Origin of the sequence: Dyadobacter sp. 676, assembly GCF_040448675.1 — a bacterium.
Classification (GTDB): Bacteria; Bacteroidota; Bacteroidia; order Cytophagales; family Spirosomataceae; genus Dyadobacter.
Genome location: NZ_CP159289.1, coordinates 6,268,272 through 6,280,948, shown reverse-complemented (window position 1 = coordinate 6,280,948; position 12,677 = coordinate 6,268,272). Strand labels below are relative to the sequence as shown.

General features: G+C 53.5%; 8 protein-coding genes. 2 read left to right on the top strand and 6 right to left on the bottom strand.

Annotated elements, in window-relative coordinates:
* Nucleotides 1-135: 135 nt before the first annotated feature.
* On the bottom strand, nt 136-879 hold the full coding sequence (locus ABV298_RS27480; RefSeq protein ID WP_353719339.1) for a ThuA domain-containing protein: 744 nt from the start codon (nt 877-879) through the stop codon (nt 136-138).
* A gap of 265 nt (nt 880-1,144) precedes the next feature.
* On the opposite strand from ABV298_RS27480, the gene ABV298_RS27475 reads away from it, so the two are divergent.
* On the top strand, nt 1,145-2,203 hold the full coding sequence (locus tag ABV298_RS27475; protein WP_353719338.1) for an XRE family transcriptional regulator: 1,059 nt from the start codon (nt 1,145-1,147) through the stop codon (nt 2,201-2,203).
* Nucleotides 2,200-2,715, top strand: coding sequence for a hypothetical protein (locus tag ABV298_RS27470; RefSeq protein ID WP_353719337.1), 516 nt, complete (start codon nt 2,200-2,202; stop codon nt 2,713-2,715). The genes ABV298_RS27475 and ABV298_RS27470 overlap by 4 nt, the downstream gene beginning before the upstream one ends.
* 48 nt (nt 2,716-2,763) lie before the next feature.
* Here ABV298_RS27470 and ABV298_RS27465 read toward each other — a convergent pair whose 3' ends face one another.
* From ABV298_RS27465 to ABV298_RS27445, 5 genes are all read right to left on the bottom strand, one after another.
* A complete protein-coding gene (locus ABV298_RS27465; RefSeq protein WP_353719336.1) occupies nt 2,764-6,216 on the bottom strand; it encodes a PVC-type heme-binding CxxCH protein in 3,453 nt (1,150 codons plus the stop codon).
* A 207-nt stretch (nt 6,217-6,423) separates the two neighbouring features.
* Complete coding sequence (locus ABV298_RS27460) at nt 6,424-7,626, bottom strand: GDSL-type esterase/lipase family protein (protein WP_353719335.1); 1,203 nt, start codon at nt 7,624-7,626, stop codon at nt 6,424-6,426.
* Between the two features lie 93 nt (nt 7,627-7,719).
* Nucleotides 7,720-8,991, bottom strand: a complete 1,272-nt coding sequence (locus ABV298_RS27455; RefSeq protein WP_353719334.1) for an MFS transporter — start codon at nt 8,989-8,991, stop codon at nt 7,720-7,722.
* Nucleotides 8,992-9,133: 142 nt separating this feature from the next.
* Nucleotides 9,134-9,514, bottom strand: a complete 381-nt coding sequence (locus tag ABV298_RS27450; protein WP_353719333.1) for a hypothetical protein — start codon at nt 9,512-9,514, stop codon at nt 9,134-9,136.
* On the bottom strand, nt 9,511-12,660 hold the full coding sequence (locus ABV298_RS27445; protein WP_353719332.1) for an ATP-binding protein: 3,150 nt from the start codon (nt 12,658-12,660) through the stop codon (nt 9,511-9,513). The genes ABV298_RS27450 and ABV298_RS27445 overlap by 4 nt, the downstream gene beginning before the upstream one ends.
* Between the last annotated feature and the right edge of the window lie 17 nt (nt 12,661-12,677).

The window sequence follows — 12,677 nt, the reverse complement described above, 5'->3', positions numbered from 1 at the left end:
AAGGGAATGGCCACAAAATGATTCCAGCTCCGATAGGGCTTCCCGGATCATCGTGTATCAGGAAGCTCTTCCGGAGCTGAATTGTTGTTAAAGCCACGCTGAGGCGCGGTGGCCGGCGGTCAAACCGCGCCAATGTCACTTCACTCCCTTTCCGGTCGCAGCCCAGTAAATGCCGCCATACAGGTGATCCAAAAACGATTGATCGGAATAAACGAGACCGATATGCCCCAAGCCGGTGTAGAATGCGCGGCCGCCATCGTAATTGTGGTACCAGGCAATCGGGTGGTCGCCCATGCCGCTGCCCTGGCTGGTTTTAGGATCGTATGTCTTTTCGTCGAGCGTGATGAGTACTTTCAGGTCGTCGGCATTGAGGGGCTTTTTGTATTCGTACCACTCGTCGGTCCAGAGCATCCGTTTCGGGAAACGTTCGAGGCCTGGGAAATTGCTGTCTTTTACATCCAGAAAAGCCGTTTGCTGCGCCGGGTGGGTTTTGAAATAGGCCCCTACCAGCTTGCCATACCACGGCCAGTCGTATTCCGTGTCTGCCGCTGCGTGAATACCTACCCAGCCTTTTCCGCTTTTGATGTACTTTTCAAGCGCCGCCTGCTGCGCGTCGTTGAGGATATCCCCGGTCGTGTTCAGGAAGATTACGACGGCGTAGTTGGCCAGACTTTTGTCATTGAAAACATCGGCATTCTCCTGCCAATCGACCGAGAAATTATGCCTCGCAGCCAGGTTTCTGATCCCGGTTACACCTTCGTGAATAGAAACATGGTGAAAACCAGCGGTTTTGGTAAAAAGCAATGCCTTGAACTGCTGCGCATGTGCTGTAACCGCGCTTCCTACAAGAAGAGACAGGGCCAGTAATTTTTTGAGCATGATTGTAATTTGTGAAATGATGGAAATAGTATTTAAAACAAGCCGGGCGGGAAATTTACTGATCTGTGCCATCGGATTAGAGTCAACGCAACAGGGAAAAGACCGCATTAATGTAAAAATCAGCGCTAACATTAAAATGAGTACGGTATTGACATAACATAAACCGATCGTTTCGATAAGCTACCTTAGGATAAAAGGTGACGAGGAGATGGTTGACAAACAGAAATAAAAACATAAATTTGTCAACCATCAAATAGAAGGCATTATGGATCTGCTTTTCGCAACCCGCTTCAAATCGGCCAGGCTCCGTAGCGGCTTATCGTTACAGGACGTGGCCTCACGGCTTGGGAACAAGATAACCCGGCAGGCATTACACCGCTATGAAAAAGGGGAAGTGACTCCCAACAGCGAAATGTTGGGCCTGCTGAGTGAAATCATGGCCGTACGCCCCGATTATTTCTTCAGGAATACCCGCGTGGAGCTCGGGGCGCTGGAATATCGCAAATTGCAACACCTTTCGGCGAGGGACGAAAACCGGATCGTGGAGCAAACACGGGAATACCTATCGCGGTATCTGGAACTGGAAGAAATATTGGGAATATCGGGCGAGTTTATAAATCCGTTGAAAGGGCTCGGGCCGGTAGCTACATTATCCGACGTAAGCGCAGCGGCTGATCTGCTGCGCGAAAAATGGGGATTGGGAGCCAACGCGGTCGTCAATATAGCCGGGTTTCTGGAAGATATGCATATCAAGGTGGTTGAAATCGATGTCGACACCCACTTCAACGGCATGCAAACCTGGGCGAATGAGGGCTTGCCCGTTGTCGCTTATAACAAAAACCTGCAAGGCAAGCCGGACCGCATCCGGTTTACCTTGCTGCACGAGCTGGGGCATTTGCTTTTGCAGTTCGGGGATGTAAAGGACAAACAAAAGGAAGTGCTATGCCATCAGTTCGCGGGCGCTTTGCTGATGCCGGAAAGCGTTTTGAAAGAAAAACTCGGCCCACACCGGAGCAAGCTCTCCCTCCACGAATTAGGGAACCTCAAACGGCAATACGGAATATCGATGCAGGCCATCGTGATGCGTGCCATCGAATGCAAAATTGTGAGCGAGCACTACGGGCGGCAATTTTTTAAGATGATCGAAGAAATGGGCTGGAAGAGCAGGGAGCCGGTTGCCTACGAGGGGATAGAACGCTCCTACCGATTCGACAGGCTGCTTTTCAGGGCTCTTGCAGAAGGGCAGGTATCGATGTCCAAGGCAGCGGCGCTTAAAAATATGAAGCTGGCCGAGTTCCACGAGCAGTACACGGCCATAGCATGAAAATTGCGGTTACGGACGCCTGTATTTTCATTGAGCTTCACGATCTGGGATTGACCGAACTGTTTTTCCGGCTACCCTATGAAATGCACACGAGCATCGATGTTGTTAATGAGGTCCTGGGAGACCAGGCCACGTTTCTGTTCGCATTTGAGCAATCGGGCAAATTGAAAATCCACTCCATTGCAGAGGCCGAACGCATGGAAATCCGGCGTTCGGCTTTTCCGGGGGCGCTATCGGAAAATGACAAAACGGTCCTGTTTCTGGCCGGTAAGCTGAACGCGACCGTTCTAAGCAGCGACAAAGCGGTTCGTAAATATGCTAAACGGCTTGGAATACCTTACCATGGTATTCTATGGATTCTGGACCAGCTCTTTGACAACAGGTTCCTCTGCGCAGAAGATGCAGCCTTGAAAATTGAGCAACTAATTGCGAGAAATCTGTTTTACCAGAACAACATCGAACTGATCGCAGAAATGAAGAAGCGTATGGCATTATGGTGCACATTAAAATAGCCGGCACTCGCTCGGAGCGCCGGCTAGTCTTCCTAACCTCCAACAGAATTACCGCCCTACCTTCAACCGCGTCTGCGCGCCGCCGGCCACATCCTTCAATTCCACCTTCAATCCGCCTTTAACCACATTCCGGTCAAGTACCAGTGTTATGGGTTGAATACCTTGCGCAAGATCAGCGGTGATGGTACCGTCCGAAACCTTCAAAGCCTTCGTGCCGTTATAGGCTGCAACGCCGCCCGGACTATTCAATGCGAAGGTTACCGGCCCCTTGGTCAGCGCTTCGATTTCGAAACGGACAATGCTGAACGGCTTGCCTGCGCTGTTCTGCATTTCGGCCAGATCATCGACCGGCAGTTCGCCGGAGACCTTGCTATATATCGGTGCAGTAGTGACCTTCGCGCTCTTACCGGTGACAATAGCCCCGCCATCCATTGAAAATTTACTAGCCAGGTCTTTACTCAACTCGATCGTCTCCCATCTCCGCACATAGCGCGTGGCTGGCACGCGAAAATCGCCCGGCTCACCGAGCCTGGTCAAGAACGCGACGAGGTTCACGAACTGATCGCGGTCGAGACTGGCGGTAAGGCCCGGAGGCATCAACGACCCAGGGACTTTTTCCATAACCTGCACCTGGCTCTTGGCAATGGATACTTCCTTGCCGGTTACGTCGCGGATCACGATTTCGTTGGCACCGTCGGAAGCGAGGTAGCCCATAAGCTCGGAGCCGTCTTTTTTCACTACACGTTTGAGATCATAACCTTCTTTGATAGAAGCACTTGGATACAAGATCGAGCGAATGATCGTTTCGGCGGGCGAGCTGGTACCAAGGCTGCTCAAATCAGGACCGATCAGTCCGCCTGCGCCGCCAATGGCATGACAAGTGGTGCAGCTAGATTCGGCCTTGCGGAAAATAAGCTCTCCTTTTGCCGGGTCCCCTTTCTCCCGGGCGAGTTTGGCGAGTCCTTCAATGGTTTTGTCGTCCAGATCTTGCGGCATTTTCGGAGCCGGCAACGAACCTCCCGATGCTTCGAGCGCCTTTTTCAAAGCCGCGATCTCGTCGATGCTCTGGCGGGTCCATCCGGCGCGCTGCTGTACGAGCAACCGGCCGCGTTTGGCGGCGGCTTCCGGGATTTTTTTCGCCGCTATGGCCTCCGCCAATGCGGCCGCTCCCGAGTTGGACGGGATAAATGCCAGAAAAAGATCCGACACATCGGTATCCGCCGGCAGCGAGCGCATGAGTTCGGCGCTCACTCGTGCGCCTTCTTTTTCGTCCAGCCCGGCCAGTTGCGCGGCCGCGATGATGCGGACTTCCGGCGCGTTTTTCGGGGCGGTCAGGTCGGTCACAAGTTGTAGCGCCTTCGGTTTGTCGATGGCGCCCAACGCACCCAGGGCCGCTTTTTTAGTGGCCGGGTTACCGTTTTGAATCAAGCTTGTCAAACGGTCGTTCAGGGAAGTTATTTTCCAGAGGCCGATCAGGCGGATCGCGCTCAGCCTCACCGCTTCGTCCTCATTGCCAACCAGCGAAGCGATCCGCTCGGTGCCTTTGTTCGGGATCACCTTACGCTGGCTTCCGGCCTCTTCCAGCGCAGCCAGTTGCGCCGCGGCATTCTTGTTATTGGGCTGAACGGCCAGGTCGAGGAGCATATCCAGGTCGGCAGGCTGGCCCAGGCGCGCAATCGAGGCCAGCACATCCTTCTGGTACTCGTCGGGGACCCGGCCTTTTTGGTACAATGCGGTAAGTAATGCCGCCGCGTCGGCGCTGGTGGCCGATTTCAATGCGTAGGCGGTCTTTTTGGCATCGCCGAGCAGATTCGGATCGGTTTTCAGTTTAGCTACCCACACCGGTTCGAGTTCCCGCACGGTTTGCCACAATGCAAAATCGAGGAATTCATCCATTTGCGCGTCCAGTACCGTCAACGCGTTTTTCGCCGCTTCGGGTGTTTTTGTTTTGCGCAATGCGATCACGGCTTCGAGGCGTACCTGCGGGTGCGGGTCCCCTACCGCTTTCGACAATAATGCAGGCGTATTCGAAACTTTCGGATACCAGAGCGCCAATGCACGCAGTGCGGCCGCGCGCGCGTTGTGGCTTTTCGCATTCAGTAGATTGAGTATTACCGGTTCATTTACGGTTTCCAACGTTTGATATACCCATAATGCTTCCAGCAAATTGTGTTCGTATTTCGCATCATTTTTGTCCAAACCTGCTACCCATTTTTCCAACGCAGGCAGCACTTCCTTCGCTCCTCGTGCCTTTAATACCTGCTTCGCTTGCAGGCGTGTCCAGTCTTCGGGCAGTTTCAATGATTCGAGCAGTTCAGTTACGGTCGCTTTCGCCAGTTGCGGCTTTTTCACCAGTGGCCGGTTCTTAGCCACGATGCGCCAGATACGGCCGTGCTGCTGATCGCGGCGGGGGTCGTGGAAGTCCACTTCGCCGTGCTGGATAATGGGATTATACCAGTCGGCGACGTAAATGGCACCATCCGGCCCTACATTAATGTCAACCGGACGGAAAGCGACATTATCGGACCACATCAGGTCGTCGGTTTGTTTCGACACATAACCGCTACCCTGTTCTTCCAGTTTGAAACTATTGATGCGGTTGGCACGGAAATCATTCGTAATCATGCGGCCCTGCCAGGCGTCCGGCAAATGCCCGCCGGAAACAATATCCAAACCGCTGTGTTTCGGCTGGCCGGGGTTTAATCCGCGCAGAATGCGTGCCGCACCGGGCGCCGTCACGAATGTCGCGCCCGGAAACGCGTAGTTAATACCCTCTCCACCTGCCCCGTCAGTAAGGAACGGCTGGCCCCAGCGGTCGAACTGCAGACCCCACGGGTTCACGAGCCCGCGTGCGTATACATCCATGTCCAGGTTGCGCGTGTTGAGCTGCCACACGCCACCGCCTTCGAGGCGTTTGACGCCAAACGGGGTTTCGACGTGGCTGTAAATGTAGATCGACTGGTTGAAATACATCCGTCCCTCCGGCCCCCAGCGGAACGTGTGGATCAAATGGTGCGTATCGCCGGTACCGAACCCGTTAAGAATGCGGCGTTTTTTATCGGCTTTGCCGTCGCCGTCGGTATCCGTGAAATGCAGGATCTCCGTCGAGTTGGCCACATAGCAGCCGCCGTCGCCGGGCAGGATTCCGGTTGGCTGGATTAATCCTTCGGCGAAAATGGTCGATTTATCGGCTTTGCCGTCGCCGTCCGTATCTTCCAGGACGAATATCTTGTCGTTGGCGGATTCGCCCGTCTTCAAATGCGGGTATACCGTACTGCTTACTACCCACAGGCGGCCCTCAGGGTCCCAGTTCATCTGAATCGGCTTGGCGACCATCGGATCGGCGGCAAAAAGCGTTACTTCGAAACCGTCCGCGACTTTGAAAGATTTCAGTTCCTTCTCTACATCCGGGTCGAGGTTAAAGGGGTGCTGCTCCGACTCGGTCGAGGAGGTCAGCAACATCATGGGGAGGAGCAATGCTCCGTAAAATAGCTTTTTCATATTTTGACTTTCGTCCGTCAGCTTTCAGCTTCCGGCTTTGTTACAATTCTTGCGGTGCGCTGCACCTGGGTTGTACGCGAATCGACAATCACATTGCTACAATTCTTGCGGTGCTCTGCACCTATCGCTAACTAGGTGCAGCGCACCGTAAGAAAACATTACATTACGCAAAATGCCTTCGATGGCCGATGGCCGACAGCCGAAGTACTACTCCAACTTCCGCAACTCATACACTACCTCCTTCGGCTCGCTGTTGAGGATTATCTGGCCTTCGAGCCATTTGATGAGGATATTCTGCTCTTCCAGGCCCTTTACATGCCGACCTTGCTCGTATTTACGGAAACCGGTGATATAGGTCTGGTTCATCGGCCGGTACTGGAAGAAATGCAGTTCGTTTTTACGGATAATCATTTCCCGGACACGCGCCGATTGCTCGAACGGCGGGCCCTGTATTATGTCCACGCCTCTTTCCCAATCTTTTGCGGAAGCGGTCGCCACCTGTTCATGTCCGGCGAAGAGCGTATAAAATCCTTTTTTCAACCCTCTGATGCGAACCGTTTCCAGTTGCGCGGTGGAGCCGGGCGCATCCGCCGGCCATGGTAGCGGGAGGAACTGCGGCAATCTTTTGAAGCTCAGGATAGCCGAACCGGAAGCCGGCTTCGAGACCTTTGCCGCGTCGATATTCGTCTCCACCTTTTCATCGATCAGTCCCAGTTTTTGTTCCAAAATCAATGCAAGGTGGTAGTAACCGGCCTCGTTCAGATGCACGGTATTTTCAAGGATATTTTCCTTTTTAACCAGTGTTTCAATGGGTTGGTAAATATCGATAAACTGCTTGCTGCGCTGGGCGGCTACTTCCGAAATCGCTTTGGAATACAATTGAAGGTCCGCATTGCGGCTGCCTACATGCTGCGAAGTATCGGTGGAAAAAACGGGGATAGTCGACAGGAGGACGGTTTTCGCGCCTAATGCGTCGATCTTGTCGATGAGCTTGTTCAAACCTTCCTTGAAACGTGGCACGCCTGCCTGGCCTTCCTGCGCCTCCACGCCACCGTAGCCGAGGAAAACGACGGTCGGGGCGGCTTTGGTGATGTCCTCCATCAAATGCTCGTAGGGCGTCGGCGGGTTGGTATAGGTGCTGCGCGCCTCGCCCCAGACGTTGTCGCCTGTCCAGCCGAGGTTGCGGAAAGTAATGCCTTTGTCGGCAAAACGGGTGGTAAGCGCCAGTTCCAGGTAGCCGTACTGAAAATCGTTTTCGAAAATGGAATTTCCCAGGAAAACAACCCTGTCGCCGTCTTTCAGCGTGAATGCATTCGGGCTTTTGTTCCGGGCAAAGGTGGGTCCGTAGACGAGGGTTAAAAACAATAAAAAAACACAAACCGGATGCGCCGGCAGTCTGAAACTTCTCATTTACTTAGGGTTAAGTGTTTGGCAGAGTACTTTAACAGCATACAAAGGCCCAAAACCGCTGAACTTAACCGCCGGTTAACCAAAAATCGAAAGTCAGACCGCTTCGGCAACGGGCTGTGCCGCTTTCGGCGACGGGATCACGACGATTGTAATAATCGTAGCCAAAACAAGCGCCACGGCCATCAGGACATAGGAAGCATTGAAATTACCGGTCTCGCTGTTCAGATAACCCACCAGATAAGATCCTGCGAATGAACCCAATGCTCCCAGGCTGTTGATCAGCCCGATGGCGCCGCCTATCACATTCTTCGGCAATATTTCTGCAATGGCGGCAAAAAACGGCCCGTAGGGTGTATACAATGCTCCGCCCGCGATCACAAGTAACGCATAGGCAAGCCAGAACCGCTCGGCCCCGATCCATACCGCCGCCAGCAGGCACACGGCCGCAACAAGCAGAAAGGGCCAGACGAATATCTTCCGGTTGCCGGTTTTATCCGAAAAGTAGGATGCCGCGAGCATACCGACGACCGCAAAGACATAGGGTACAGCCGACAGCCAGCCAGTGGTAACCATATTCATATCCGGTGCCGCCTTGATGATCGACGGTAGCCACATTACAAAGCCGTAAACACCCACACTCCAGAGCAGATATTGTAAGCAAAGCAGGATTACCCTGGTCGATTTGAATGCCTCGGCGTAATTTTTCACAGGCTTGATCCCTGCCTGTTCTGCCTTCAGTTTCTCCTCCACGGCCATTTTCTCCTCGTTCGTCAGCCATCGGGCTTCCATCGGCCGCTCGTCGATCAGCTTCCACCAGACGAACGCCCAAACGATCCCGGGTGCGCCTTGAATAATGAACATCCACCGCCAGCCGAGCGCGTCGATCAGGTACCCCGACAACACCGACATCCACAGCACCGTTACCGGATTTCCGAGGATCAGGAACGTGTTGGCCCGGGAACGCTCTTCTTTCGTAAACCATTGGCTCAGCAGGATCAGCATGGCCGGCATTACCGCACTTTCGACCACCCCGAGCATGAAGCGGATGATGATCAGTACCGTCGTGTCGTTAACCATCCCCGTTGCCGCTGCCAGGCCGCCCCACAGGATCAACGAGATAAAGATCAGTTTCTTGGCCGTGCGTGTGGCAGCATAATGCGCGCCGGGGATCTGAAAAAAGAAGTAGCCTAAAAAGAACAGCGAGCTCAGCAGGGTCGACGTATTCGCATCGATGCCGAGGTCGTCGGCCATTCCGCCTGCGACAGCAAACCCAAAATTGGCTCTGTCGAGGTAAGCGAGGCTGTATGTGACAAAAACAACAGGGACGATCCGGTACCAGCGTACCTGGGCGAGTTGCGGCTTCATGCAGGAGCGGGAAATGATTATGTGTTAAAAACACAGATTCCGGCGATTCTACCATCCCCGTGGCAAAAAATGTCCCGACTTTGTAGCCACTATACCGGTGCATACCCAATGGTTTTCAGGACCATACGCTCGCCGCTACCGGTTATTTGCCGAAAATTCTGTATCCCACAATTAGCGAAAGCTTGGTGTGGCTCACGTCGATATTCACGTATGAGCCGAACGCATCGCGCTTGAAAGCGTACCGCATTTCGCCGCTCCATCTGCCCCTCGAAAGACCGGCCCCGAACGCAAAACCCGGTCTGGAGCGCATTTCCATTTCACGTTCGCGTTTTCCCGCCTTCGTCTGCCAGCTTTTGAGGTGCCATATCGCCATACCGTCCACAAACAGTCGCGTCCGATGCGAAAGGAAAAAATAGTGGCGGAAGCCCATTGGCAATTCGATCGAATAGTAATCCGCATTCGCTTTTAACCCGAGAAGATTAATTGGTAAATCGTAATATTGAAATGAAGGCTCGGCGATCATCCCCATTTGTTTTTATTGAATGGCAAAATATATTCCGCTTCCAGCCCGATCCGGCCTGATGCGTTCGTGCGACGCTTGCTGCCGTCCTCAAATCGCGTATATCTGTTCGATTTCAGCATGATAAGTTCCGCTCCCGGGGTTATCCTCAGGTTGAAGGTTTCGCGCCCCCTGGCCGGCACGACCGTTTGCTGACCAGGGCCGGCACAGGCATTGTACCGGTTAAAGAACCGCAGCATATCTGTTTCCAGATAATTCAGCCGGCCCACCCAGCCGGCGGGGACCGATTCGCATTGCAACGCATTCAGCAGTTCCTGCCGGAAGCCGAAATTCGATCTGACATTCCCTGCGTCGTCGCGATAACGTTTGTACACGAGCGGCATAACCGGCCCTGTCCCTTTCTGGTAATAAAACCGCGTAATCCCCGACCAGCGGTATACGTATAGGGTCGCCGCACCTTTTACCAATGTTTTCAAAAACACCAGTTTTTCCGACCACTCCGGCGCGCGCTGCGAGGACAAAAGGTCCAGATTGACCTCGGATTGATCGACGTTTACTTTCGCCCGGATGTAGACAGCGCCGTTTTCCGTACCAAATTCCTGTACTTCGTCGATATTTGCTTCCCTGAGCTCGTCGGTCGGCGAAATTTTATATTTAAACGAGTCGGGGTTGTTGAGCCGGTCTGCGTCGCGGACGAAGCATTCGGTCCTGACACCGTCATTATTGATAAAATAGCCCTTTTCAGGCGTAATCTGACCATAGGAAGTAACTGTAAACAACAGGAAAATAAACGAACACCAAAGGCGGTTGCGGGACATAAAAGGCGGGTAAGCAATAAATGGTCGGAATACAAAATTGGCGCAAAATAATAAAAAACAACTGATAACTAATTTGACAGACACCTTTCCTGAATGTCGTATCCATCCAGGTTTTGCACCCCATATCAATCCTCCTGAAACCGCCTGTAAAACACCCCCCGCTTCCCCCAATGCTTCCTTACAAACGGCGAGCACCCTTTCCACATGTCCGGCGACGTTGCCGGCACCCGCAGTTTCGCTTTCGAGGGCGTCGAGGTGGTTGTCAAGCAATGCATTGAGGCCCATGATCGAAATCGTCGTCTTGATCCCATGGGCAATGCGCCGGATTTCGCCGGGATCGTGCCGGGCAGCCGCAGTCGACAGGGCTTCTAGTTCACGGGGCATCAGGTGAAGGAATTGCTCGGTAACCAGCTTTTCATATGTCGCATCGCCATTGCTGATCTCCCGCATATATTCGAGATCGATCACCTTAAAGCCGTTGGAGACATGGCTGGCAGCCGGTTGATCCCCCGCGACCGTTTTCTTCCCGAAAATCCCGAATATCCTGTCCAGCTCGTTTTCCCTTACCGGCTTGGCCAGGTGATCGTTCATTCCGAAGCTCAGGCATTTCTCCTTTTCCCCTTCCATGGCATGGGCCGTCATGGCGATTACCGGGATATCCAGTTTCAGTTGGTCGCGGATGATGCGCGTGGCCGTATAACCATCCATTCCCGGCATCTGAATATCCATAAAGACGAGATCAAAGGGTTCATTTTTAAGTATTTCAATACATTCCCGCCCATTACCTGCAATGCGGCTTTCAATGCCCCGCTCTTCCATCAGGCGTACCATTAGCCCTTGGTTGATGACGTGATCTTCCGCAATGAGCACCCGTAAACCCGGTTGCCGGGGATGCGTAGCTTCGGCCGCAGATGTCTCCACCGGAAGCTCACCGGAACGACCGATCCGGTAAGGGATCGTCGCCTTTACTGCCGTACCCTTTCCGGGTTCGCTGTTGATTTCGAGATGCCCGTTCTGCAAATGAACCAGGTCACGGACAATGGAAAGCCCCAGGCCCGTCCCGCCATACTGCCGGGTGGTCGAGTCCTCCGCTTGTCTGAAACGCTCGAAAATGGTTTCCAGCCGGGCGGGTTCGATGCCAATCCCCGTATCCGTCACTTCAAACGAAATAATTACCTGATCGGCATCGGTCGCGGCGTTTGTAACGTGCAGCCGCACCTCGCCTTTCTCTGTGAATTTGAAGGCGTTACCGATCAGGTTTACGAGAATTTGTGTCAGCCTCGTTGGGTCGCCCGTAATGGTTCCGGGTATAGCCGGATCGAACGACACTGCAAGCGGGACTTGCTTTTCCGCCGACCGGTGATGAAACATTGTCGCCACGGAATGGACCAGGGCCTCGGGAGCGAACGGAACGCGCTCGATCCGCATCATACCCGACTCGATTTTGGACAGGTCCAGAATATCGTTCACGATCGCCAGCAGCGTTTCGCCCGATTGCTGTACCGTGTTGATATGCAGCCGGGTATCATCGTCCAGCTTCTTCTTTTGAAGGAGATGGGTGTAGCCTAAAATGGCGTTTAGCGGCGTACGGATCTCATGGCTCATATTAGCCAGAAAATTCTCTTTTACAAGCACCGCCGCTTTCAGCTTTTTCTCGCTGGTATTCAGCTGACCGATCAGTTCCGCCTGCTTTTTCATGCGTCCGATGATGATTGCGAAAACAGCCGTGAGCAATGCCAGCACGCCTACCATTACATACAGATTCCAGCGCAGCACGCGCTGGCCGCTTCGGTCGACCATTTTGACCTTATCGGCCAGGGCCATTCGTCCGCTGGTGTCGATGCGGTGTGTGAGGCTCGTAATCTGTTCGGTCAGTTTCAATGCCCGGCTGCCCGTCAGCAGATGGCCGGGAACGGGCCTCCCGGTCCGGTACAAGCTGTCGATCAATGCTTCGCTGTAATCGATTTTACGGTCGACCAGTTCGCCGAGTCCCGGCAGATAATGTAACTGCGTTTCGGGTGAGACAAGGGGCGCGGCCATTTTTTGTAAAACCTGCACATTCCGCCTGATCCTCGCTGCATCTTTTTCGAACTCTTTCAGCCTGCCCGAATCCCCGGTACTGACAGCGGCCTCAAGGTTATTGTCGAGCGTGAGAATATCCTTTTGTAATCCCACCAACCCGTTACTGAGCCGGTATTCGTTCAGCAGGTTTTCGTTTCCCCGGATCAGGTCCTCGATATTGTTTCTGGTAATGTATTGCACGCCGATCAGCGCCAGTACAGCGGCGATAAATCCGATGGTAATGTATATGACGAGCGTGCGGACCCTCATGGATAACTGGTGCTTTG

Excerpts from the sequence above, each read along its gene's own strand:
- ABV298_RS27480 (WP_353719339.1), bottom strand. The coding sequence starts at position 879 with ATGCTCAAAAAATTACTGGCCCTGTCTCTTCTTGTAGGAAGCGCGGTT.
- ABV298_RS27470 (WP_353719337.1), top strand. The coding sequence starts at position 2,200 with ATGAAAATTGCGGTTACGGACGCCTGTATTTTCATTGAGCTTCACGAT.
- ABV298_RS27445 (WP_353719332.1), bottom strand. The coding sequence starts at position 12,660 with ATGAGGGTCCGCACGCTCGTCATATACATTACCATCGGATTTATCGCC.
- ABV298_RS27475 (WP_353719338.1), top strand. The coding sequence starts at position 1,145 with ATGGATCTGCTTTTCGCAACCCGCTTCAAATCGGCCAGGCTCCGTAGC.
- ABV298_RS27465 (WP_353719336.1), bottom strand. The coding sequence starts at position 6,216 with ATGAAAAAGCTATTTTACGGAGCATTGCTCCTCCCCATGATGTTGCTG.
- ABV298_RS27455 (WP_353719334.1), bottom strand. The coding sequence starts at position 8,991 with ATGAAGCCGCAACTCGCCCAGGTACGCTGGTACCGGATCGTCCCTGTT.
- ABV298_RS27460 (WP_353719335.1), bottom strand. The coding sequence starts at position 7,626 with ATGAGAAGTTTCAGACTGCCGGCGCATCCGGTTTGTGTTTTTTTATTG.
- ABV298_RS27450 (WP_353719333.1), bottom strand. The coding sequence starts at position 9,514 with ATGATCGCCGAGCCTTCATTTCAATATTACGATTTACCAATTAATCTT.